20 protein-coding genes are annotated in these 25,664 nt (G+C 43.4%); 6 read left to right on the forward strand and 14 right to left on the reverse strand.

Translation table 11 applies throughout. The annotated features are described in order from the left end of the window. Window positions 1–73: 73 nt before the first annotated feature. The 5 genes from ODOSP_RS04905 (at window position 74) to ODOSP_RS19605 (ending at window position 8,970) form a co-directional block, all read left to right on the forward strand. The gene (locus ODOSP_RS04905) at window positions 74–2,272 is read left to right on the forward strand and encodes a S9 family peptidase (RefSeq protein WP_013611281.1); all 2,199 of its coding nucleotides are present in this window, start codon (window positions 74–76) and stop codon (window positions 2,270–2,272) included. Window positions 2,273–2,330: 58 nt separating this feature from the next. Then, window positions 2,331–3,791: an aminoacyl-histidine dipeptidase gene (locus ODOSP_RS04910; protein WP_013611282.1), complete on the forward strand. Its 1,461-nt coding sequence runs from the start codon at window positions 2,331–2,333 to the stop codon at window positions 3,789–3,791. A gap of 268 nt (window positions 3,792–4,059) precedes the next feature. Next, window positions 4,060–5,745 (forward strand): AMP-binding protein, encoded by a 1,686-nt coding sequence (locus ODOSP_RS04915; RefSeq protein WP_013611283.1) that lies wholly within the window; start codon window positions 4,060–4,062, stop codon window positions 5,743–5,745. 137 nt (window positions 5,746–5,882) lie between these two features. Continuing rightward, window positions 5,883–8,519, forward strand: a complete 2,637-nt coding sequence (locus ODOSP_RS04920) for a transglutaminase-like domain-containing protein (RefSeq protein WP_013611284.1) — start codon at window positions 5,883–5,885, stop codon at window positions 8,517–8,519. A 46-nt stretch (window positions 8,520–8,565) separates the two neighbouring features. Beyond that, on the forward strand, window positions 8,566–8,970 hold the full coding sequence (locus tag ODOSP_RS19605; RefSeq protein WP_013611285.1) for a hypothetical protein: 405 nt from the start codon (window positions 8,566–8,568) through the stop codon (window positions 8,968–8,970). 88 nt (window positions 8,971–9,058) lie between these two features. Here the strand turns inward: ODOSP_RS19605 and ODOSP_RS04925 are convergent, their stop codons facing one another. From ODOSP_RS04925 to ODOSP_RS04940, 4 genes are read right to left on the reverse strand one after another with little or no spacing between them, the layout of a single operon-like run. Beyond that, complete coding sequence (locus tag ODOSP_RS04925) at window positions 9,059–9,808, reverse strand: copper homeostasis protein CutC (RefSeq protein ID WP_013611286.1); 750 nt, start codon at window positions 9,806–9,808, stop codon at window positions 9,059–9,061. Between the two features lie 15 nt (window positions 9,809–9,823). Further along, window positions 9,824–11,125, reverse strand: coding sequence for an alpha-L-fucosidase (locus ODOSP_RS04930; protein WP_013611287.1), 1,302 nt, complete (start codon window positions 11,123–11,125; stop codon window positions 9,824–9,826). Between the two features lie 12 nt (window positions 11,126–11,137). After that, on the reverse strand, window positions 11,138–11,707 hold the full coding sequence (locus tag ODOSP_RS04935) for a fumarylacetoacetate hydrolase family protein (RefSeq protein ID WP_013611288.1): 570 nt from the start codon (window positions 11,705–11,707) through the stop codon (window positions 11,138–11,140). Continuing rightward, window positions 11,704–12,279, reverse strand: a complete 576-nt coding sequence (locus tag ODOSP_RS04940) for a nitroreductase family protein (RefSeq protein ID WP_013611289.1) — start codon at window positions 12,277–12,279, stop codon at window positions 11,704–11,706. The genes ODOSP_RS04935 and ODOSP_RS04940 overlap by 4 nt, the downstream gene beginning before the upstream one ends. Window positions 12,280–12,430: 151 nt before the next feature. On the opposite strand from ODOSP_RS04940, the gene ODOSP_RS04945 reads away from it, so the two are divergent. Further along, window positions 12,431–15,247, forward strand: a complete 2,817-nt coding sequence (locus tag ODOSP_RS04945) for a PD-(D/E)XK nuclease family protein (protein ID WP_013611290.1) — start codon at window positions 12,431–12,433, stop codon at window positions 15,245–15,247. Between the two features lie 284 nt (window positions 15,248–15,531). Here ODOSP_RS04945 and ODOSP_RS04950 read toward each other — a convergent pair whose 3' ends face one another. The 10 genes from ODOSP_RS04950 to ODOSP_RS04995 all read right to left on the reverse strand — a co-directional run bounded on the left by ODOSP_RS04950 (window position 15,532) and on the right by ODOSP_RS04995 (window position 25,527). Further along, complete coding sequence (locus tag ODOSP_RS04950) at window positions 15,532–15,948, reverse strand: hypothetical protein (RefSeq protein ID WP_013611291.1); 417 nt, start codon at window positions 15,946–15,948, stop codon at window positions 15,532–15,534. Beyond that, complete coding sequence (locus tag ODOSP_RS04955) at window positions 15,949–16,500, reverse strand: hypothetical protein (RefSeq protein ID WP_175315486.1); 552 nt, start codon at window positions 16,498–16,500, stop codon at window positions 15,949–15,951. A gap of 10 nt (window positions 16,501–16,510) precedes the next feature. Then, window positions 16,511–17,011 carry a type I restriction-modification system subunit M N-terminal domain-containing protein gene (locus tag ODOSP_RS04960; RefSeq protein WP_041556412.1) on the reverse strand — a complete coding sequence of 167 codons (501 nt, stop codon included), beginning with the start codon at window positions 17,009–17,011 and terminating at the stop codon, window positions 16,511–16,513. Between the two features lie 266 nt (window positions 17,012–17,277). Beyond that, window positions 17,278–18,552 carry an ATP-binding protein gene (locus ODOSP_RS04965; RefSeq protein ID WP_013611293.1) on the reverse strand — a complete coding sequence of 425 codons (1,275 nt, stop codon included), beginning with the start codon at window positions 18,550–18,552 and terminating at the stop codon, window positions 17,278–17,280. Window positions 18,553–18,683: 131 nt separating this feature from the next. Further along, window positions 18,684–20,231, reverse strand: a complete 1,548-nt coding sequence (mobV, locus tag ODOSP_RS04970; RefSeq protein ID WP_013611294.1) for a MobV family relaxase — start codon at window positions 20,229–20,231, stop codon at window positions 18,684–18,686. 150 nt (window positions 20,232–20,381) lie between these two features. Then, a complete protein-coding gene (locus tag ODOSP_RS04975; protein ID WP_013611295.1) occupies window positions 20,382–21,410 on the reverse strand; it encodes a DUF6371 domain-containing protein in 1,029 nt (342 codons plus the stop codon). After that, on the reverse strand, window positions 21,403–22,902 hold the full coding sequence (locus ODOSP_RS04980; RefSeq protein ID WP_041556414.1) for a DUF3987 domain-containing protein: 1,500 nt from the start codon (window positions 22,900–22,902) through the stop codon (window positions 21,403–21,405). The genes ODOSP_RS04975 and ODOSP_RS04980 overlap by 8 nt, the downstream gene beginning before the upstream one ends. Then, on the reverse strand, window positions 22,895–23,227 hold the full coding sequence (locus ODOSP_RS04985) for a helix-turn-helix domain-containing protein (RefSeq protein WP_013611297.1): 333 nt from the start codon (window positions 23,225–23,227) through the stop codon (window positions 22,895–22,897). The genes ODOSP_RS04980 and ODOSP_RS04985 overlap by 8 nt, the downstream gene beginning before the upstream one ends. Window positions 23,228–23,470: 243 nt before the next feature. Beyond that, window positions 23,471–24,148 carry a hypothetical protein gene (locus ODOSP_RS04990; RefSeq protein WP_013611298.1) on the reverse strand — a complete coding sequence of 226 codons (678 nt, stop codon included), beginning with the start codon at window positions 24,146–24,148 and terminating at the stop codon, window positions 23,471–23,473. A gap of 23 nt (window positions 24,149–24,171) precedes the next feature. Beyond that, a complete protein-coding gene (locus ODOSP_RS04995) occupies window positions 24,172–25,527 on the reverse strand; it encodes a site-specific integrase (RefSeq protein ID WP_013611299.1) in 1,356 nt (451 codons plus the stop codon). Window positions 25,528–25,664: the final 137 nt, after the last annotated feature.

Raw genomic sequence — 25,664 nt, forward strand, 5'->3', positions numbered from 1 at the left:
AACATTTGCAAAACAAAGATTTTTTTCAAACCTTTGGGACTGCAAACTAAAAAAATAAAAATTACAGAACGATATGAGAAATTTTTTCGGAATCTTTTTACTTATGTTTATCTTTTGCAGCCAGTTATCTGCACAAAAACAATTAACCCTGGAGGATTTTTTTGTCGACGGGACTTTCCGTACCAAAGGAGTTTACGGATTACGTTCCATGAATGACGGCGAACATTATACAGTTTTAGAGAACAATGGCACACGTATAGTCAAATACAGCTATAAAACGGGTCTGCCTGTCGCTACTTTACTGGATTTGAAAACACTGGAGGATTCTCCTGTCAGCCGGATCGACGATTATACCTTCAATGCAGATGAAAGCCGGATACTGATTTGTACCAATAAGAAACCGATTTACCGCCGTTCGTTCACTGCCGATTATTATCTTTTCGATTTTAAAAATAAAGAAATCAAACCTTTGTCGGAAGGTGGCAGCCAACGGTTGGCGACTTTTTCTCCCACCGGTTTGCAAGTTGCTTTCGTGAGAGATAACAACCTGTTTATCCATGATATCCGTTTCGGTTCAGAACGTCAGATCACCAGAGACGGACAATACAATCACATCATCAACGGCGCACCGGACTGGGTTTACGAAGAGGAATTCGCATTCAACCGCGCTTTTGAATGGGCCCCCGACGGATCGGCCATCGCTTACATCAAATTCGACGAATCGGATGTACGCGAATTTCAAATGAATATGTTCGAAGGACAAAGTCCTGCTTTAAAACAAAACGAACTGTATCCCTCGAATTATGTTTACAAATATCCGAAAGCCGGAGAGAAAAATTCCAAAGTATCCGTTTATGTTTACGATGTTTCGGACCGGACAACGACCAAGATGGACACAGGAGAAGAAGACGACATCTATCTTCCGCGGATACGCTGGACCCAGGACCCTAAAAAACTGGCTATCATTCGCCTGAACCGTCACCAGAATAAAATGGAAGTCCTCTTAGCCAATGCCAAAGTCGGAACGATTGTTCCTCTTTACCGGGAAGAAAACAAATATTATATCGACGAAAGCAATCTGGACAATCTGGTCTTTCTGGATAACGGTACACAGTTTGTCATTACAAGCGAGAAAAGCGGCTATATGCACCTCTATCTTTACGATCTCAACGGACGGGAAAGACAAGCGATTACCAAAGGAAATTTCGATATCATCGATTTCTACGGTTATGATCCTGTTCGCAAACTCTTCTACTATTCTTCCTACGAAGAATCTCCACTTGAAAAATACATTTATAGCATTAACGAAAAGGGATTAAAAAAGAAACTGACCCCGGTAAAAGGCTGGAATGAAGCTAGTTTCAGTAAGAACTTCAATTATTATATCAACGTTGTTTCGAATACGGATACTCCTCCGGTCACCGCTCTTTATAATGCTAAAGGCAAACAGGTCAGAGTGCTTGAAGATAATAAAGCGGTGAAAGAGGCGGTGAAAGCATATAATCTGGCAAAACCTGAATTCATTCAAATTCCGGCAGCAGACGGTAAAACGATGCTCAATGCGTGGATCATGAAACCGGTAAATCAGGAAACCGGCAAAAAATATCCGCTGCTGATCACCCAATACAGCGGGCCTAATTCACAACAAGTAAAAAACAACTGGAGTCTGAGTTGGTTGAATTATCTGGCCCAGGAAGGGTATATCGTTGCCTGTATCGACCCGCGTGGTACGGCAGCTCGTGGAGAAGAGTTCCGGAAATGTACGTACATGCAACTCGGTAAACTGGAAAGCGACGATATGATCGCAGCTGCCAAATGGCTGGCCACACAACCTGATGTAGACGTTAAAAATATCGGTATTTGGGGATGGAGTTACGGAGGGTTTATGTCTTCGCTCTGTATCATGAAAGGAAATGACATTTTCACGACAGCGATTGCAGTAGCTCCTGTCACTCATTACAAATATTACGATTCGATCTATACCGAACGCTATATGCGTACACCGGCAGAAAACGAACGGGGTTATGAAGATAATGCCCCCTTGAACTGGGCCGATAAATTAAAAGGCAACCTGTTGATTTGTCATGGTACTGCCGATGATAACGTACACGTACAGAATACCTATGAACTGGCCGAACGTCTGGTACAAGCCAACAAACAGTTCGACATGGCCATTTACACCAACCGCAACCACAGTATCTTCGGAGGCAATACAACCTTGCAGTTGTACAATCGGTTTGTGAAATATTTGAATGAACACATGAAAAGATAAGCGCCGATCAGACGAAACCGCTAATCAATAAAGAAAAAATCAACCTAAAAATTTAAATATGAACTCAATCAAAGACTTAAAACCGACTGCTATCTGGCAGAATTTTTACAAATTGACTCAAGTCCCCCGTCCTTCCAACCACGAAGAACAAGCCCGTAAATTTATGCTCGAATGGGCAAAAGAGAACAATATCGAGGCAGAGATAGACGAGGTGGGGAATATTATTATGAGAAAACCGGCCACTCCGGGTATGGAAAACCGCAAGGGAGTGATTCTTCAGGGCCACCTGGATATGGTACCTCAAAAAAATGAAGATACGGACCATGATTTCGAAAAAGATCCGATCCAAGCTTATGTCGACGGAGAATGGGTACGGGCAAAAGGCACCACTCTGGGGGCTGACAACGGCATGGGAGTTGCTGCCGGTATGGCTATGCTTACGGCGACCGACATTCCTCACGGTCCACTGGAAGTGCTGATCACAGCTACCGAAGAAACCGGTATGGACGGTGCTAACGGTTTAAAACCGGGTGTATTAAAAGGCGACATCTTGTTAAATCTCGACTCAGAAACGGAAGGAGAACTTTATGTAGGTTGTGCCGGTGGTCTTGATTCTACGATCGAATTTAATTACAAGGAAGAAGCTGTACCAGCACAAGTCAAAGCTTTCCGTTTGGGGATCAAAGGTTTGAAAGGAGGCCATTCCGGGATGGACATCAACCTGGGAAGAGGTAACTCGAATAAATTGTTATTCCGTTTTTTGAAAACTTATGCAGCAGAATTAGGTATTCGCATAGCTTCTGTCAGCGGAGGTACACTTCGGAATGCTATTCCGCGTGAATCTTTTGCCCTCGTCGTCATTCCGGCTGCCAACGAAACAAAATTACAGGCAGCTATTAAAGAAGCTGAAGGAATTTATAAAGCCGAATTAAGTGCTAAGGAGCCTACCCTGCAAGTAACCGCCGAAGCTTGTGAGCTACCGGCCTCCGTAATAGACGAATGTACCCAGTTCCGTCTGACCAATTCCATTCTGGCTTGCCCGAACGGAGCTGTCCGGATGATCGATTCGATGCCCGATACGGTAGAGACTTCAAATAACCTGGCCATTGTAAGATCAGAACAAGGAAAAATTATCATCAACACCTTGCTTCGTTCTTCGGTAGAAACAGCCAAAGAAGCCTTGGCACAAACCATTCAGGCAGTATTCGAATTAGCCAAAGCAGATAAAATCATGTTCGACGGCGATTATCCAGGCTGGAAACCCAATCCGGATTCTGCTATTTTAAAAGAAATGCAGGAGATTTATGAACAATTATACGGTAAGAAACCTGCTGTTATGGCTGTTCATGCCGGACTCGAATGTGGTATTCTGGGTTCTAAATATACCCATTGGGATATGATCTCTTTCGGTCCGACCATTTGCTCTCCTCACTCTCCGGACGAACGGGTAAACATCGCCTCGGTCGGAAAATTCTGGGAATACCTCAAAGCTACTTTGAAAAACATTCCTGCTAAATAAAAAAAGAGTCCTCCGGGACTCTTTTTTATGTGTTCCCCCTGCAGGCGCTTTTTTACGCCCGCATAAGTTACCGACTTTATAAACTTATGAACTTTATAAACCGATTTAATTCCAGGTTTCCACCAGACTCCTCCGACAGGATTTCTTCAAATAAAGTTTTTCATTTTTAACAATTTACGTTTTATTCTCTTAGAATTATTAGCATTTTTCAATATTGAATTCAAGATTTTTGTGTAACTTTGTGAGCAAATTGCAACTATTAAATATAATGCTCTTAAAGAAATTGACTTTACCGGAACTCCTTTCTAACAGCTGTTCCAAATTCAAGAACAATTTATCTTTGAACTTTGTTCAAAGTGGCAAACGAACTTACCAGGACTTCTATAACGAAGTAACTTCGATAGCTAATTATCTTCTTTCATCCGGCATTCGAAAAGGTGATAAAATAGCAATTTTAAGTGCTAACATGCCGAATTGGGGTATTACTCAATTTGCTATTGCCCGGATCGGCGCTATTGCAGTACCGGTTCTTCCGGGTTTCAGCAGTATAGAAATACAAAATATTTTAGAACATTCGGAATCTAAAATCATCTTTGTATCTAAATTGCTTTATAAATTAGTCGCCGATATAAAGACGAGTTATCTGGAACAAAAGATTCTGATGAATACTTTCGCCCGGATTCCGGAAGACTATCCGGTAGAAGCGATCGACAAACTGGAGAACAATATCGGTCTGAATAACCTGACTCCCCTTCCTGCAATACAAGTAGAAGAAGAAGATACGGCTTCGATCATCTATACGTCAGGGACCACAGGTTTTTCCAAAGGAGTGGAATTAACTCACCGTAATCTGGTTTGGGATGCGCGGCAATGTGCTACGATCCAACCTGTAAGTACCCAAGACCGTTTTCTCAGCATTTTACCTTTGGCCCATACCTACGAAAATACCCTGGGCCTGTTATTACCGATAATGTTCGGGGCTCAGATTTATTATCTGGACCGTGTACCGACACCTAAATTATTGGTACCTGCCATGCAGAAGATAAGGCCTACGGTTATGTTATCCGTACCTTTGATCATCGAAAAAATATATAAAACCCAGGTATTGCCTAAATTTACTTCGTCTGCCTTGATGAAGACCTTATACAATTTCGGGCCTACCCGGAAATTATTCAATCGGCTGGCCGGAAAAAAACTGATGCAGACTTTCGGAGGAAAAATCGTTTTCTTCGGTATCGGTGGTTCGAAAATAGATCCTGTAGTAGAACGTTTTCTCAGAGAGGCTAAATTCCCTTATGCCATCGGTTATGGTTTGACAGAGACTTCTCCGATGTCTGCAGGTTCTGCTCCCCGGGGAACTTTCTTACAGGGCGTAGGTCCTGCCATGGAAGGGGTGCAAATCAAAATCAACGAACCGGATAAGACCGGCCAGGGAGAGATCTGGATCAAAGGTCCCCATGTTATGAAAGGCTATTATAAAAAACCGGAATTAACTCAGGAAGTATTCAGCGAAGACGGCTGGTTTAAGACCGGAGATTTAGGTTCTTTCGATCGCAAAGGGCGGCTTTCGATCCGCGGACGAATCAAAACCATGATATTAGGTTCTTCCGGTGAAAATATCTATCCCGAAGAAATCGAATCGATCATCAATAATTTCCGTTTTGTCAATGAATCGCTGGTTGTAGAATCCAAAGGGAAATTAGTGGCTATGGTACATTTCAATATGGAAGAACTGGAAAAACAAGTCCAAAAAATAAAAAGCCAGGCCGGAAATTACAAAACCGCTATCAATGACTATATAGAAGAGCAGAAAAAAGAATTATTCGAATATGTAAATTCAAGGGTAAACAATTTTTCCAAGCTTCAATTAGTGCTGGTACAGCATGAACCCTTTGAAAAAACACCGACACATAAGATTAAACGTTTCCTCTACAATAACATCAATATCAAGTAAGGGTTTACGGTTAAAACAGTAATAACGGTGACAGCAGTTAAAACGGTTTAAGACTGTATTGTCACCGTTTCCTTTTGATTAATTTTGGGGGTTATTATTCATTCGGCTAAATACAAACTTAATCTAAAAAACGATCTATGAATCTTACATTCAAACTGGCATTAGTTTTTTTTCTATTGCTTACCTTATCTTGTAAAGAGCGGCATTTATTCTCGGATCAATCGGAATTGGCAACAGTGACCCGTGATTTCGAAGACAAACAAAAAGCCCTCCCCCACGGGGACCTGTTCCGGATATTTACAACCTCATTGACTACCGAAGAACGTGAAGCCCTGATGTTTCTCTATGCCTACATGCCCATCGGAGATATCACCGACTATAGCGGGGATTATTATCTGATGAATGTCAGATATGCATTGAAAACCAGACAGGAAATGCCTTGGGGTAACCGGGTTCCTGAACGGGAATTCCGCCACTTTGTTTTACCGGTGCGGGTCAATAACGAAAACCTGGACGAATCGCGGAAAGTATTTTACGAGGAATTGAAAGAGCGGGTAAAAAATCTTTCACTTTACGATGCGATACTCGAAGTCAACCACTGGTGTCACGAGAAAGTGATCTATACTCCTTCTGATTCCCGCACCAGTTCGCCCTTAGCATCGGTTAAAACCGCCTATGGACGTTGTGGTGAAGAATCGACCTTTCTGGTTGCCGCTCTCCGTTCTGTAGGAATCCCGGCACGTCAGGTTTATACTCCCCGCTGGGCGCATACCGACGATAACCATGCCTGGGTAGAAGCCTGGGTAGACGGACAATGGCATTTTCTGGGAGCTTGCGAACCGGAACCGGTATTGGATTTAGGCTGGTTCAATGCACCGGCGAGCCGGGGGATGCTGATGCACACCAAAGTATTCGGTCGCTACAACGGCCCGGAAGAAGTCATGAGCCGAACCTCCGGTTATACCGAAATCAATGTTATCGGCAATTATGCCCCGACGACACAGGCAACAGTTACCGTCACAACGCCGGATAACCAACCGGTAAAAAATGCACAAGTCGATTTTAAACTATATAATTACGCAGAGTTTTACACCGTAGCATCTAAAACGACAAATGACCAAGGCAAAGCCTCTTTATCAGCCGGAAAAGGAGATATGCTGGTCTGGGCCACCGACGGCGAACGATTCGGATACGGCAAACTCTCTTTTGCAAAAGATGCTGCAATCACCATCATCCTGGATAAACAAGCCGGGGAGGTAAGTACCCTAGCACTCGACATCGTACCTCCGGCCGAGCATGTCAACCCGGTTATCGTTACCCCGGAACAACGGGCAGAGAACACCCGCCGGATGGCAATGGAAGATTCGATCCGCAATGCCTATACAGCCACTTTTATACATGCCGGACAAGCTGACGACATCGCCGATGAATTAGGTTTACCTTCAGCCCCTTTGACGAAACTTCTTATTGCCAGCCGGGGTAACCACGACCAGATACTCGGTTTCCTGCGCCATACACCGAAAGCTCAGCGAGTTCAGGCGTTGCAATTATTGCAAGTGATTTCTGACAAAGACCTGCGTGATACTCCCGAAGCCGTACTCAAAGACCACCTGCAACACACGCCGGTATCTGAAAATCCCTTATTCGACGCGTATATCCTGAATCCACGAATAGCCAATGAAATGCTTACTGCTTATAAAGACTTTTTTCAAAAAGCGATATCTCCCGGGTTAGCCGAAAAAATCAGGGAAAACCCTTCCTTCTGGACCCAATGGTGTATTAAAAATATTTCAATCCGGGACGAACTGAATCCGCAGCATATTCCGATGATGCCTCAAGGAGTCTGGAATTCCCGGATTGCCGACCAGCATTCCAGAGCTATTTTTTATGTAGCAGTTTTGAGGAGTCTGGGTATAGCCTCACGTATCGACGAAGTAACCGGTAAAACCCAATATGCCGGAACCGACGGTAAATGGCAGGACGTCGATTTCACTGCCACAACCGAAGCAAATATTCCACAAGGGAAATTGGTTGCCACTTACAAGCCTGTAAAAGCACTCACCAATCCCTTATATTATTCTCATTTCACCCTTTCGAAATATCATAACGGAACATTTCAACTATTGACTTTTCCCGAAGACAACAGTAGTAATTGGGAGAACCTCTTAAAGCGTCCGATGTCCCTGGACACCGGATACTATATGCTGGTTACCGGTACCCGGTTAGCCAGCGGCGGTGTACTGAGTAACACGACATTTTTCAATATCGAAGAAGGAAAAACGACCACAACCGAACTCATCATGCGGGAAAATCCGGATGAAGTGAAAGTGATCGGCAGTTTGAATTCGGAAGCTTTCTTCCTTCCGGCAAATAGCTCTGCCCCTCAGAGTATCCTGCAAACCACCGGACGCGGATATTTCATTATCGGTATACTAGGGGCCGGTCAGGAACCGACGAACCACGCCTTACGGGATATAGCGGCTTTAAAACAGGATTTCGAGACATGGGGACGAGGCATGGTATTGCTTTTCCCGGATGAAAAACAGTTAAAAAGTTTTCATCCCACAGAATTTCCGAATCTCCCCGGTACTATTACTTTAGGAGTAGACCAAAATCAGACGATACAAAAAATGATTCAGGAAAATATGAAACTATCGCATGACAATCTGCCGATTTTCGTCATCGCCGATACGTTCAACCGGATCGTTTTTATCTCCCAAGGCTATACGATCGGATTAGGAGAACAATTGATGAAAACGATACATAAATTATAGTTAAAACACAGGTTTATATTTTTCTTTCTATTCGATTCCAGGTTTTATGCCGTCAGACCGGTTCGCCTGGAACGATCCGGTAAGGCTTTCCTTCACTGACCGGGGGAACTCCTCGCAAGCTCGTCAGACACCACCGGTCGGACGTTCGGAAAACCTAACCGGATCCTCGTTCCTGCTCCAATGGTCTTCCGCCACAAATCCCTGCATCTTCTGTTTGTACTACAGTTCAAAGGAAGGAGAAGGAAAAGAAATCAGAAAACCTCTGTTTCATAGTGTTCCTGTTTTCCAAATCAAGATTAGCTTTCCATGCAGTGATAACGGGAGTCTGCGGTGTTCGTGTTCGGGGACCATTGGAGCTTTGGCGAGTGTCGTCTTGCTTTTTCTGAACGACCGACCGGTGGTGTCTGAGCGAAGCGAGTTCCGCCGGTCAGTGAAAGAAAAAGCCAGATGACCGACAGAAGCGACCGGGTCTCCGAACACGAACACCGCAGACGAATAAGTAACAGAACAAACCTACATTATCTCAGGCCTTCAAGTCGTCAGTACACCAGCCTCCGGATCACTTCCTCCACCTTCTCGCTACTACTTACCTCACGTCCGTACTCATCCACTTGCACCGTACCTCCCATTGAAACGGCCGGATTGCGATAAACCATATCGCTCCCTAGGCGGATACGGGCAGAAAGATGGAATTCGAAGGCACCGGTGCTTTCGGCAATCTTCCGCACATTAGCCGCATTGACCCCACACCCGGGCATAATAATTACGTTCCGGGCCCGGGCCACCAATTCTTTCAGTAAAGGCAGGCCGGTTTCAGCAGAATTACTTTGTCCGGAAGTCAGAATTCGTGCACACCCGAGCTTTTCGATCGTCTGCAAAGCCTGAAAAGGATCACGGCACATATCGAAAGCCCGGTGAAACGTCACCGACATTTCTCCGCAAGCAGCCATTAATTTTCTCATAACGCCTTCGTCCACTTCTCCTTCACGGGTCAGACAACCCAAAACGACTCCATCGACACCCAGTTTTCGTGCCATTTCTATATCCCTGTACATCACTTCAAGTTCATCCTCCCGGTATAGGAAATCGCCCCCTCGTGGACGCACGATCACATGCATCCCTGCGGGCATCAACTCTCTTACTAAACAAATCTCACCATACGAAGGAGTCGTTCCTCCCTCCGGCATTCCGGCACAAAGCTCTATCCGGTCCGCCCCACCTGCAAGAGCAGCCCTCACACTCTCCACAGAATTAGTACAAACCTCTATTTTAAAATCCTGACGTCGCATACAACTATCTGTCTATTATTTTATGGTCAATTCGATCACGTAATCCAGCTCGGCAGGCACTTCAGCCAACTCCAAAACTACCCCATTCTTATCTTGTGAGAACTTCACCGGTTTCCGGTCTTTAAATACGACAGCACTTTTCACTTTCCCCGTCGTCAAAGGCAAAAACAATCCTTTATCAGGCAAATTCAGAATATGTACATACAGCTTATCTCCTTTGCGGGTCGTTACCCCCCAATCTCTGGGACTGATATCTCCCCCCCGTGTTCCATAAATCGTCTCTCCATATTGCTTCGTCCACTCTCCGATTGCTTTCAGTCTTTCGAGTGCAGCAGCAGGCAATTCCCCGTTAGGTTGCGGTCCGATATTCATCAGGAGGTTTGCATTTCTACCGGCAGCTTTCACCAGATAATGGATCAAGGTTTTCACCGATTTATAATTCTGGTCTACAATTTTATACCCCCACATGCCATTCATCGTCTCGCAAGTCTCTAACGGCAAACGGCTGATGTCCTGTCCGGACAAACCGGCATTATTCTCTCCGGGCAAATCCCGTTCAAAAATCTGAATATCTTCACCGGCAAAAGGTACCTGATGATGGTTATTACCGATCAGACAAGCCGGTTGTAACCGATGGATCATGGCATATTGTTCAGGCAACTGCCAATCGAATCCGGGATCCTGATCATGATCCCACCAACCGTCGAACCAGATGGCACCGATCGGTCCGTAATTGGTCAGCAACTCAGTAATCTGATCGTTCATAAACTGATAATACGTTTTCCATTCTCCATGGGTCGTACGTCCCGTACCACGTCCGGTCCGCCCCAACGGATAATAATCGTCCCGGTCCCAATCCAGATGAGAATAATAGAGATGCAATTTTATCCCTTGTTTATGACATTCTTCTGCCAATTCCTTCAAAACATCCCTGCCGAAAGGTGTCGCCTTGACGATGTTATAATCCGTAAACCGGGAATCGAACATAGAAAACCCCTCATGATGCCGGGTAGTAAAACAAATATATTTCGCTCCGGCCGCTTTTATTGCAGCCACCCATTCAGCCGCATCGAAACGGGAAGGATAAAAAGCAGAAGCCAACTTGCGGTATTCCATGTGGTCCAGGTTCTGGTTCGTCATCACCCATTCTCCCTGAGCCAACATACTATACAACCCCCAATGTAAAAAAATACCGAATTTACTATCCTGAAATTCTTTCCGGGCTTCCAGATTTTCAGGAGACGGTACATAAGCATCCTGAGCCTTTCCACCCAAACAGAGCAGAAGTAATCCTAATACAACAAATCTTTTTTTCATAATTATGGTTATTTATTTAATTCTAAAATCCAGCATCGTCTTTCCATCCAATGTCATTTGCACTTTATCGCCCGGTCTGAGTCCCCGGAAACGGAAGGGGTGTCCGCAAAACAGATAATCACCGATTTTCAATGTATGAAACTCAGACGCAAAAGCAACCAATTTTTCAATGCCCACCGGTAAATGCTGTTTATTCCCGGAAGTAACGGCTTCACCGTTCACCTTCATTTCATAGTTTGCCTCTCTGGTTTCCTCTATACCCATCAAAGCACTGATAGCACAAGAGCTGTCAAAAGAGGCTGCCATGATCCCGGGTAATTTTTTTGCAATCAGCTGTTCCTCCAGCGAATCGGCATAAAACCGGACTCCGACTCCGATCTCTTCAAAATAACGGCCGGCAAACCGTTCTCCCACACTTTTTCCCAACTTACAAATTCTGACAACCAACTGAGGCACACCGCTCACCTGTTGTGTATAATCCGGTATATAAAAATCCCCGTTATTCCTCAACAGCACATCATCCCCCACCGGTACGACAGCCACCTCTCCGGCGTCGTTATATTCCGCACACAGTATTTTCATACTTCAATCTTATAAATCAAACTACCGGCTTCCCGTTTAGGTACGTGATGGCCACCTTCAGCATCCCTCCAATACCGATAATCCTCCCCTTTCATTTGTTCCAGCACCACCTTTTCTTTCGGTTTTCCCAAAGCAATCACGTAGTTGATTTTCAGCTCTTCGGGTAAGTGAAACAGACGACGTAAATCTTCATTCCGGAAAGCCTTGATTATACAGCCTCCCCACCCCTTTTCTACCGCTCCCAATAAAATCGTCTGGGCCTGAATGCCGTCATCGCACAAACAATTTTCAACAATCCGGGTATCTAACAACTGGATCAGGTAAGCAGCCGGACGTTCTCCTTCTTCAGGTCCGTCCCAATCTTTCAGATATCCCGCCCAAGCCAGCTGTGGAAAAACCTCCGCACACTTTTCCTCCTCATGAACAATTACATATTTCAAGGCTTGTGCATTCCGGGCGGAAGCACACAAACAAGTCAAACCGACCAATTCTGTCAATTCTTCCTCTGAAATCCGTACCTCTTGCTCAAACCGCCGATAGCTACGATTTCTCAATAATAAATCTTTCAACATATCTATTTACTTTCAGGTTTATCCTATTTTCGCTGTTTTAATCATTATAAATTGTAAATTTGCCGATACCAGTAGTCCCTACCGACTATTCAACAAAAATAACAACAAAATACAATAAGCCCAAATAACTCTTTAACTTTTAATTCGATATATGGCTTCTTTTCTTCAGTTACTGGCAAAGGATATTATCCGGAAATACGGTACGGATTTCGCCGATCTGACTATTATTTTTCCTAATAAAAGAGCCGGTCTCTTTTTGGCCGAAGAACTCTCCCGCCAAATCGACCGTCCGGTGTGGATGCCGGAGATCCTGACTTTGACAGAATACATCGAAAAGCATTCGGGTCTGAAAAAAGCCGAAACACTTTCTTTAATTATCAAACTCTACAAATCTTATACAGCCGTATCAGGTTCTTCCGAGAAATTCGAAGATTTCTATTTTTGGGGAAATATGCTACTGGCTGATTTCGACGATATCGACAAATACCTGGTAGATGCCAAAGATCTTTTTTCTAATCTGATAGCACTCAAAGAATTGGATTTGAACTTTCCGTATCTGACCGAAGAACAAATCAAGGCCATACACCGATTCTGGAAGAGCTTCAATCCGGAAAAATTCAGCCGGGAACAACAAGAATTCCTAAAAGTGTGGGATAAATTATATGCCACCTATACTCATTTCAAAACTCACCTGGCTGAAACCGGAATCTGCTATGAAGGAATGAACGAACGGTATTTTTGTGAACATATAGAAACCTATGCCCATCCTGAACATATATTAATCGCGGGTTTCAACGCTTTGAACTTATGTGAAAAAAAGATCTTTTCGTTTTGGCAAGATTCGGGAATAGCCCGTTTCTACTGGGATTACGATATTTATTATACCGCTGATGAACATCAGGAAGCAGGCCATTATATCCGGGAGAATCTAAAGCTGTTTCCAAACGAATTGGATATCGAACATTTCAATAACTTCAGATACAACGGCAAAACCATCGAATACCTGGCTGTCCCCTCGACGATCGGTCAGGCCAAGCTTCTTCCTGCCCTGACCGAAAGTCTCCGGGAAGAGAATCCGCGACAGACAGCCATCGTGTTATGTGAAGAACAGATGCTGATTCCCGTGATGCATTCGATTCCGGAGTATTTCTCAAAAATCAATGTTACGATGGGGTATCCGGCACGCAACACTTCGGTGGCGGCCCTCATTTCTATGTTATGCGATTTAAAAAATTATGCCAGGCAGGAAGGCGACACCACCTACTACTATTACAAACCGGTCATCGCTCTGCTGAATCACAAATTAATCAAAGACCTATGTCCTGAAGAGATTCAGCAGATCACCAACTATATCAATCAAAAGAACATCGTCTATGTTATAGAAAAAAGTTTACACTTTCATGAGCTCACCCGAGCTATTTTTTCCTCCGACCAGCACGAAAAGATACCTGTATATCTACTGAAAATCCTGAATTTGCTGACCCGGTCGGTATTGAAAGAAGAAGCCGATCCTATCGAAAAAGAATTTGTCTTTACGGTATATACCCAAATCCAAAACCTGCAAAATACATTCGAAGAAGAGGGCATCGAGCCGGAGAACAAACTTTATATGCAAATCATCAATAAAGTGATCGGTAATCTCAGTATTCCTTTTTCGGGAGAACCTCTGGAAGGCTTACAACTGATGGGATTAATGGAAACCCGTATGCTGGATTTCAATCATCTGATCATCCTTTCGGCCAACGAAGGTATTTTACCCAAAACCACACTTCCCGCTTCGTTTATTCCTTATAACCTCCGATTCGGTTTCCGTTTGCCCACCCCCGAACACCAGGACGCTGTTTTCGCCTATTACTTTTACCGGCTTTTACAACGTTCCAGAGACATTCATATTTTATATACTTCAGGCGTAAAAGGGATGAACGGAGGGGAAATGAGTCGTTTTCTCTATCAAATCAAATATGAATCGGGACTTACCGTAGCGGAAAGGAATTTCCAAAACCCGATTTCTACCCAAAATCCCAAAGAAATCAGAATCGGTAAAACCCCGCCGATACTCCATATTCTGGAGCGGTATACCCGATCGGAGGATCAGACGATCTCTCCTTCGGCCCTAAACACTTATATGGAATGTTCCCTGAAATTTTATTTCAAATACATAGCACAAATAAAAGAGAAAGAAGAACTGGCCGAAGAACTGGACCACCGTCTTTTGGGAAATATCTTTCACGAATGCTCCGAATCACTGTATGCCACGATACCTGGAGGCGAAATCACGAAAGCGGCCATCGATACCATTCTGGCCAACGGATCTCTGATCGAAGAACACATCCGCCGTTCTTATCTAAAAGTATACGACCCGAAAATTTCCAGGCTGATCGATAGCGGCAGCAACGAACTGATCCTGGGAGTAATCAAAAAATACCTCCGGGAGATGTTTTCTTACGATAAAAAGATATGTCCTTTCCGGTTGCTGGCTATGGAGAACCGTTTTCACGTGCCTGTAAAAATCGGTATCGAAGGCCAGGAAAAGACAGTTTTCGTCGGAGGTTTCATCGATCGCATAGACCGTACCGATCAAGGCATCCGGGTAATAGACTACAAAACAGGAGCCGATACGACGGCTTTCAAAACTATCGCTTCGGTTTTCGATCCGGCAAATCCTACCCGGAATAAAGCAGCTTTTCAGACCATGGTGTATTGCCTGATGTACGATCATGTTCATCCCAGCGAACAGCCTCTGATCCCTGGAATTTACAGTACCAAACTGTTGTTCGGGAAAGATTATGATTTCCGGTTAAAATGTGATAAAGAGCTGATACAAAATTTCCGGTATTATCAGCAGGAATTTTCGGATCATCTCCGGCAGTTACTGGAAGAATTATTCTCCCCGGAACATCCTTTTTGCCAAACCGATAACGAAAAGAAATGCCGGACCTGCAGTTATGCCGGAATATGCCGCAGGTAAAAACGAGAAAGGCCACCGTTTAGCAGTGGTCTTTCATTTCGTAATTCATTGTTTCAGCTCATTTTAGCGTCTTTTGTATCAATACTCGTCCTCGTTGAAGAAATTTATCTATATTGATTATCAATATATTATGCAGAAAACAATGAAATTTGCACAAACAAACCGCACCGTCTGAGACGGTCTGAGGCGATGGGAGGAAATGGTGGACAAACAAATACTTTTGTATTCGATTGAGCAATCATAGTGGATATTAGAAGGCTCTTATATTATACTTAAATACAATATCACTCTTTCTTTCCTCTGTGGATTCCTCCTCCAAGCCACTTGGCTGTAACAAGCCAGTTTTCATAATAGTAAAACCATTCTGAAATCCAAGGAATAATTTCTGTTATTTTGTGCGAAGCATTCCACTCTTCTGATGGACGATGGTAGATACAGAGATGCTGCTTATCCGTATTATAAACATGTGGCAATCCTTTTTCTCCTTCACACAGAGATAACTTATCTAGAGCGAACACATCCACATGTTTTCCTTCTTTGTAGCAAATCTTGAATTGATAGGTTCCGCTTAAAGAGGATGGTTGCACGGAATACTTCCAGCAGAAACTCGTTGGAGTTTCTGCATAGAAGTGTCCATTGGGATACGCTTGTTGCAAAAAAGCCTTCTGATGTGTTTTTGTAAATTTCTTTTCTCTTTGCATTTATTCGTCTCCATGGAATGTATGAGCTTTTACAACTGTACCAACAATTCCTAAAGTACCTGTTATCGTAGCTCTTAATGTGTTATTATCTCTGTTCTTACGCTGATTGTCGGCAATCGCACTAAAAGTCCTCTGCACTACATCTCTACCGAAAGGTTTATTCATCGACTCAGCAATTAATTGCAAACCGCCTCTTTTTTCAATGATTTGCTCCACATCTTGCTTTACTTGTTTTAACCATGCAAAGAAGTTTAACTGTTTCTGCGGTGTTTCTACCCATTTGTCGGCAAAGTTCTCATCAGGATTTACGGGATTACGCACAATACACAGATCGGTATTTGGTTCATGTTCGATATATCTCTCCATGCTGTTGACTACGTTTACCAACGCATCAAGTACATCTGTTTCCTTGTTGTAAGCACGTGCTGCTAGTGTTGTGATAATAATAGAGATTGGCTTGCTTTCATCGCCGTTAAACATTAAGTCACGGTGACGTTTAAGTATTTGAACAACACGTTGCAAAGGACTTTTCTTCTCTTTATATGCTGGCACATTGCCAACTTTAGCTTCGGAAAACAACAGTAGGAATATCCTTAATGAGTTTTATGAGGTCTTTTAGTGCGCGAGTTTGCGAAGCTGGATTCTCTCCAAGTTTACTAAGACCGGCTTGCAAAGTCAAAAAGATCTTTTCATAGACAGAGCGATAGTTCGCACTTACCAAACGGTCGAAATTGTTAAGTGCAGCACTCAGGTCTGCCACATTAAACATAGAATCAGGCTTCAACCATGTACTGAACAGATACTTATACTCGATAAAGTATCCGATATTGTTCTTACAGTACTCAATAGTATCCTTTGCATTAGCATCTTCATAGTCTTCAACAAGAAAAGGCATATCCTCGTCAGTCCATCCATCCTTACGAAGATATTGCTCCTCGTTGTCACAGAGGAACTTGTAGAAAATAAGACCAAGGATATAATCTTTGTATTCGTTGGCATCGATCTTCGAACGCATCTTGTTCGCCGACGCCCATATTTTATTTGCAAGTTTCTGCTTATTCATATATTTACTTTCTAATTATTCTATGCTAGTAGTGTTTTATACATATTTTGACAATTAATTTGACCTTCAGCCAATTTGGTCATTAAGTCACTATGCCATTTTACAACATCCATTACCTAATTAAGGCAAGACCTAAACATGAAATTTAAATCAACCTTCTTGTGTGAACCATCTTGTATAATTATCGATCAGATTCCCTATGATGTAAGATATTGCTTTAGGCATGATGGAACATTCGGCTTACCTATAACCGCTTTTACCCACAATCAATCTTTCAAACATCCAACAGGAACAACATAGATTCCATCAGTCCGTCTATAGGCAAAGTCTCCTACACCAGTTAGTACCATACAAAATGCAGGTGCCTTCATTCGGGAGGTGTCAATAATATTGGTAAGTGCAGTTAATGTTTTAGCACCATCCTCAATAAGTTTTTCTCCGCCTAATTTTATCTCAATTAAACCATATGCACCATTACGCAAATGCACCACAGCATCACATTCCAAACCATTTTTATCCCTATAATGGTAAACCGAACCATCTAAAGCATCCGCATAAACACGAAGATCACGGATACACATCGTCTCAAAAAACAATCCGAATGTATTCAAATCATTAATCAGGTCATTAGGCCCAAGTCCCAAAGCAGCAACTCCCAATGAAGGATCTACATAATATCTTGTGTCAGATGTGCGCACTGCTGTTTTGCTTCTCAGATTTGGATTCCATGCCGGCATATCTTCTATCACAAATATTTTTCGTAAAGCAGTAAGGTATGCTCCTACTGTCTCATCGCTGATGTTTCCTGTCTCATTTGTTGATATATCAGCAAGAATCGTTGCTATGCTTGCTTGAGAGCCCTGATGTCTGGCATATGAACGCATTATTCTCTTTGCTCGCTCCTCGTCTCTTTTTACGTTATCTACTCGCGATATATCACTATTTGTAATGGCTTTATAATACTCCGTTACTTGCGATAATGCTGCCTTTTCAGTTTTCTTTTGCAGAGACTTAGGCCATCCGCCACGACAAACGGCAAATGCAAGCATTGGTAAGGTCAGTTTATTTAATGCTCCTATTCTGTCAGGAGTAAGAAACAAATCCGACAAACTAACCTCTCCTGTAGATTCTCCTGACTCCCAAAGACTCATAGGACGCATAGTAAGCCATCCGTATCTTCCGGTTCCAGTATGATGAATTTCTTTCATATCAACTGGAACTGCAGATCCTGTAAGCATAAACTGACCATCGTCATCTCTATGGTCAACTTCAAACCGAATGGCATCCCAAAACTGAGGAACATGTTGCCATTCATCAATCAAACGTGGAGTTTCTCCTTCAAGCAAAAAACGGATATTTGTTTGTGCCATCTGTTTATACTGTTCTTGCTTTACCGGGTCGTCCATATAGATGATGCTTTTAGCTTGTTGTTCAGCCGTAGTCGTCTTACCACAAGCTTTTGGACCTTCAATTAAAACAGCACCCATTGCCTCTAACTTATCACGCAATAATTTATCTGCTATTCGATTTTTATATTCCATAGATACATAGTTTTTGCAAAGATAGGGAAATAGTTTATGAATCATATAAATTGCAATACAAATTTGGAAGTTTGGACGAAATCCATTTGGTAATTTGGCCTATTTTTGCTTGGTAATTTGGCGAATTATAATTATTTCCTTCGATAACTTTTCGTTTGCTGCTTACATACTGTTACTACCGCAAACATCAGACACCTTCTCCGATACGCCTCTTCCTCCTCATCCGGCCTTCTTCCGTCCCAGCGAAGGTCTGAGTCGGAGTTGCCACCACCGCCGGATGAAACAGCGACAGGCTGTCCGCAAATCAAAGCATCTGCGATGGTGAAGATTCTTTCCCGTACAGACGGCTCAGCCAACTGGTCAAGAAATGTCTGCATTTGTTCAGTCTGATTATCGTTGAGATCCGTCAGTCGTACATACTCCTGTTGCAACCATTTAAGCTCCCGATAGTCCAGCAACGCATTATTCTGCACCGCCTGTATCTGCTGTTCGGCATCTTTCCGATACAGTTCTTCAATCTGACGGACAATCTTCACGAATCGGCTGGCGATAGACCTGTTCTGCACCTCAATCCATTTGTCAACACCGAATATCGGAGGTTTACCTGTGATCCGTGGCGGCTCAAAATCTATCTTGTGATTACGGAAAGGTTGCGCCACTCTACCGACACGGTCTATATTCTTTGTCATCTTCTCCAGTTCCTGCTCCTTTTCTTGAAGCTTACATGCCTTGTCTTCAAGCTTTGACTGGTATTCGGAAATCTGTTTTTGTATCCTGGTCTTTTGAATTTCATATTCCTGAAGAGCGATTTTGCCGGAAACCAGAGACTTCTCAATTTCTTCAAGTTGGGATTGAGACCTGAATATCTGTGCTTCCAACCTCCGTATCATAGTTTGCAGCCCCTTGACTGCTTTCTCCGCCTGTTTCGCATCTTTGGCCAGTTTCCGGATATAATCGCGTTTACTAAGATGGCTGACGTTCCGTCCTTCAATACTGTCACCACGTTCCAGCCCGTACTTGCTCCCAACCTCTTCATATAGTGAGGTGTGCATTTCCCGAAGAATATGGCCATACCCATAACGGCTCTTGCCAAACTTAGCCGACCACATGACGCATTCACGTCCGCTTTTGGCTCGTTGTCCGACAGGAACGATCAAGGCATGGATATGCGGGCTGCTCTCATCAAGATGAACCTGAAAGCCGATTATGTTTTCCTGTCCGTACCGTTTGGCGCACCAGTCATAGACATCTTTTGCCCATTGTTCAATTTCTGGACATCGCTGGAGATGGCTGTTGTCTGCACCCTTGTCCAGATTTACGGTTTGGGTTCCAAATGCCATCTCAAGTGTACGGTCATGATTGCCTCCGAAGATAAATTTCGCACAACAGTTTGGTTGAATTTTGCTGTCCAGCTTGAAGGGTTTCCAGCCCAGTTCAGTCAACCGTTCCTGCAAACGTACTTCAAGCGATTTCTCTTGATAGCCTAACGGATGAACTTTCCCATCGGGCCCAATCTCGAAATTCAGTTTCATTCGGGTCTTGTCATAGTGATTGGTCGGATCCTGATTCTTTCTGTCAATCTTGTCGTCATTCCAATGCCTTTCGTTTTCATTCGCCTCTGCTGTGCCGAATGACTTCCCGGCTTCGACATGCATGGCCTGTTTAATATCTGTGTTCATATAGGATATTCTTTTGATAAATGATTAATATTTGAGCTTGCTCTTGTGCCAGTCCGCTCTGCGGGACAATGACCGGATTTTATTGCCGCCAGGCAAAAAGTCCTTATTGTGTTAAGGACTTTCTATAAATCCTCGGAACAAGTTCCTTTACTATTCAATAAGTTCCAGATCCAGTTCATCAATGAGCAACTGCAATGCTGGATTACGTTGTATCATCTGATGGAGTATCTGTCTCTTTGATGGTGAATACAGAAAGAAGTCTGCAATGTCCAATCCTTGGCTGCGTTGCTCTTCATCGGATGTACATTCCAAAACATTGGACACAACAACCCGTTTGCATATTCCAGACAACAAAGCAGACTTTTCTTTCCATTGTTCGGTCGCTCCTAAATCAGGGATGAGAGTAACCTCCCTGCCTTTGAGAACCTGCATAGCTTCACTATTGAAACAACCGTTCTTTCCACCTGTTGCCAACCATATATAATCGGGGATAAAATGGCTCATTACAACAGCGGTCTTTTCGCTTTCCACCAGCATTACCGGAGATGATGAATTTTTCAGAAGATGTTCCCCATACAGGCACTGCTTTAAATGGAAATCCTGCAATTTTAATTCAGAGTGCACCCAACTGACAAAAGCCTGAGGCTCTTTAACCCGATGTCCTGTCTCCGCATTATAGCACATTACCTTACCAGTTCTTACCTGTCCATTTATATCTATCTGCCAGAAAACCGTTGCGCCTCCCCATTTTGAAGACGTCCCTATGCGATACATTTCAAACAATCTGCTTGTCTCATTTTCACCAAATACATGACAGAAATACTGATATAAGGGGTTGATTGAATAATGTGACAAACTCCTTAACACATAAGATGATGAAATATACGAAGGAATAATACAAGCCGGAATATTATATGCCGGCTTATAAGGGGCAGAAAGGAGTGACTTACCAGATTTCTCATTCATTTCCAACACATCAGGATTATCCTTGAAGTATTCCTTAGGTGTGTAATGATAGCCGCAACTGTTCTCGTGATCACACTTGCCGACATTATCGGGAAAGCTAATGACGCCCTGTTCATCAATATACTTGACAAAACATCGGCTTTTACCACAGTTCGGACAAGTAGTCTTACTTCCGTGCAGGTATTTCTGTAAATGGAATCTGTATTCACTCATGGTCCTCTGATTTTAGTGTGGTTGCACTCTGCACTTTTGCACTTTGAGAAGATTGCACGGTATCTTGACAAGATGAAAGTGCAATAGTGCAAGGTGCATCAGTGTTTTCTGTCATAAGTTTGCGATAGACTCCATGCTGAAGCTTTTCTATAAGAGGGTGTTTAAGCCGGCATAATTGGTCAAGCGCATAATAGACGGTACGCCGGGACATATCAACTTTTCTACCGGCAATGACAGCATCCCCGGAAGTAAATCTCTCTCCTAGCAGGGAGAGCCACGCTTCCTTCATTTCGCCGATACTGTTTATGACAATGGCTTCCTGAATCCTCCGGTATGTTTCCTCATAATAATCAATCATACGGATTGCCGATTCTACGGAATCCCACTCAATATATTGCATATCTCCACTGTCAGTAGCCCATTTCATTACCTGAAATAACAGGGCAAGACGTGCTACATGGCCGTTGAGTTTCATCTTGCGGCTTTCAACATCCGCATCATCCTCAATGGCATTTACAGCATCGATAATTTCATTGTACCATTCATAAAAGTATTCTTCCGCATCGTCAGACATTGTAAGGATACGGGGATTGACCGTTGTACCCTTGTCATCAAGGATACAGGAGATGCTTAAGATTCTGTTGATTATTGTCCTCCATTGATTCATGATGTCAGGACGGGCTGTATTCCGTTCTTCCCGTCTCCATCCGGATATCTTCCTGTTTTTTGGATAAGCAAATAGAAAGCGGTCAAGCAATCCGTTGGCAAGGAACTCTGCACGGAAGACTTCCTGCAGCATATTCGTCTGTACTGAACCGATGACATTTATACATGGATTCTTGATTAGAACAGGACGTGATTCTGATTTGCGGATAATCTTTAACGGCTGTCCGCTATAAGCTGTCAGCAGATCTTCAATGAGGTTGTTTTTGCTGTTGTACCTTTTGACGGAATTGAACAAAGCCAGGATTTCATCGACGACCAATGTTATCCCACGCTGATTATGCTGATGAATATTCATCATCGCCTCCGGGGTAGAGTCATAAATGACCGTCGTTACAAAATTCGGTTTCTTGAGCAGTTGTTCTTCCCCGTCACTTCCGCGCTTGCCTGCTGACATGGCTCTTTCATATTCGTCATATTCCTCGTTATATTTCTCATGCAGCCGATCATCATACTCATTAATCGGCTTATAGATAAAACCGAGGGGAGGAGTCTTTCCAAGTCCGGGACGACCTACCAACATCATATAAAGGGATGGGCAAGTTTTCCACTCGCCCTTTATACGGATATGACAAGAATTTCCTATTGCAGTAGCAACAGCGGAAAGAATAATAGACGCAGTATATTCCACATTGAAATTTTCGTATCTGGCAAGATTGAGGATAATCTCCTGTATCCTGTCCGGGAAGGCATCTAACGGAAGACCTGTTTCCGGAATGTCTTCTACTTCCGAACGAAGCATGTTGGTCAAATGAATGGTGTCAAACATAGCCACCTCCTTCCTGTTTGGGAAGTTCATCACCAATAGCGAAAGCTTCATAATGGAAACGGCGCAGAAAACGATCCACATCCTCCTGCGTGTACCAGTATTTATCACCTTCACGCGAGTAGCCGAGATAACCGTTGTCTCGCAACTTTTTCAGATACTTATCTTTAATGTTCAACATCTCCATCAAAGACTTGTTATCATAAAGACGATGCCCACTTTCATGAGCCAGAGGCGGCAGTTTCTCCTGTTTCTCTACTATGCTGAGAATCTTTTCAAGCAGTTCCCGGTCGCATAGTTTCTTTTCTCCATTTAATTTTTGAGCCATAGTTTATCGTATTATGGCTTAACCTTCCTTATGCACACTCGGACTGTAAGCCGGGTTTACGTGCTATGATACGACTGTGCACATCGTACCAAAAGCACGATGCAAAGGTTCAAACTCCTTAGGAATCTTGGTGTTAGAATGAATTAGATACTATGTTAGAGATCGTGTTAGAGTTGTATATAACACGGAGGTGATGAGCTTATAACCTGCTGCTTGTCAAACAAAAAAAGAGTAGCACATTGGCTACTCAAATAACTTGTCAATTTTCTCAAATCCTGTAGGCGCAGCTTTGTTTTTTCGAGTATGCCTTGATTGGGTCAAATCTTTCATGTTAAATAACTTATCTAATTCAGTACCCGGAAATAATTCCACTCTGCCAGGCATCCAGTACATCTTCTCATCATATATTGTTTTTTCAGGATAATCTTCGCAATAGATACGTCCGCACATATATGCAAGAAGGACTTTGTTCAAAGTCCATTCATAATGGTCATCGTTGATAATGATATATTCTTCTTCAATGGCTTTATCAAAGATCTTTCTTGCCAATTCAGTATCAAGCCGAGACGGTAAAGTCACTTTATGGCGATCTGGAACCATATCTTCTTGCACAGATTCAGTTTCTGTGATTTTCTTTCCCTTAATTCGCTTCTTTTGATGCAAGTCCTCTGCTGCATATATCAGCGTTATTGCACATCCGATAGCGGTACTGATTCCCACAATGACAGCCGTGCCGGTTTCTGTTCCCCAAGATGGACGAAGCACCCCTAATCCAAGAAGGATGAGGATACCGATAATGGCAGTGAGCCCTACACCCCAGAATACCTTACGGCTGTTTAACTTGTATATATAGGTTACAGCCAGTACAATAAGGAATCCTGCTATCAGGATACATGCAACTCGAAATGGCAATGATATCATGTTTCTTTATCTTTTCACAGTGATTATATAGTCAAGTTGATTAATTCTCCGCTTAGTTTTGCCACCTCCGCCGACAGCGTCTCCGGCAGGAAACGGGCATAAACCTTCTCTGTAATATCCGTGCTGCTATGTCCGAGCAGACGGCTGACTACCGACATGGATAATCCCTTGTTCAGCGCAAAAACCGCAAACGAGTGACGGGCAGCGTGCATCGAGAGACTGAACGGAAGGCCGATCTGCTCACCGACAACGGCCAGTGACTGATTAATGCATTTAGTGGCATTGTTACGGGCTTTGTACAGTGCCTCCGCATCATCCAAATCCAAAGTCTCTTTTACAAGGTTGAACACATACCGGCATCCCTCACGTTTTTCCCGCCATTGCTGTAAGATATGTAATGCAGGTTCAGTAAGCGGTATGACATGTCGTTTGTTTGTCTTTATCATAATCTTCCGCAACTCTTTCCTTGCGAAGTCGATATGTTTCCATTGCAGGGTCATCACATCCACTACACGGAGACCGCAGGCGTGGAACGCAAAGAAGAACATTTCCAGAAATTCTTTTCTGCGCGGTTCTGTACAGGTCTTGTAATATTCAAGCAATGCCGCCATCTGTTCCTTACTGAGACTTTTGCCGTCAAACTCTGCTTCTTCTTCAGAAAGCGATACCTTAGTTACAATGCGCATATCCTGAATCCTTGCATTGACGGCAGGTTCCATCATCCCCATTTCACAGGCGTATGCACACGCTTTTAGAATCGGAGTCAAAGAGTGGTTGATAGTGGCATCACTGTTCTGCTTGATTTCCCTGCGCCATGATATATAGCTGTCTAACAGCTCCGGAGTCATATCGCCTACATAAATACTGTCAGAACGATAGGTTCCCTGTCGGGTAGCCCTCAGAAATGTCTGGAATATATTCATGCAGCTCTTTCCGTTTTCATACCGGCTCCTTCCGATTCTGTTTCTTGCATAGTCTGAAGAAAGACGTTCCAATGTAAACTCTACGAAGTCCTTCCCTTGATCACGACGCGCAAGAGGTTTGTCCGCAAGAAAGCCGGATACGACATCAACGGTTATCTGATTAGGATGTTTTTCGTTATATTCGGCAAGTAGCGAATCTATACGTTCAACACGTGCCAGCAATAACTGGTTAAGTCGTTTGGATTCACCGCCATGACTTGCACGTATTTCACCTCGTCCCTGATTACCGTTCTGGTTCCAGTCCGCAACCTTGACAAAGACATTCGTTGTCTTACGGATTACCTGCCTGTTCCAAGTGTATTCCAACTCGACAGGATAGGCTTTTTCCTTGTCAACCACTTTCGGCGTGCGAAGGCGATATTTGCCCAATGGATATAGTCTTTTCGGTCTTCCCATATGCTTTTCCTCCCAATTCAATATTCCTGAGGAGAAGCAAAGGTAATGTATTTTAGACAAACAAACCCAGTTTTTGAGAAGAAAAACCGCAATTTAGACAAACAAACCGCACCATATAACACCATAAAACATCAGCG

The sequence above is a fragment of the Odoribacter splanchnicus DSM 20712 genome (genome assembly GCF_000190535.1).
Classification (GTDB): Bacteria; Bacteroidota; Bacteroidia; order Bacteroidales; family Marinifilaceae; genus Odoribacter; species Odoribacter splanchnicus.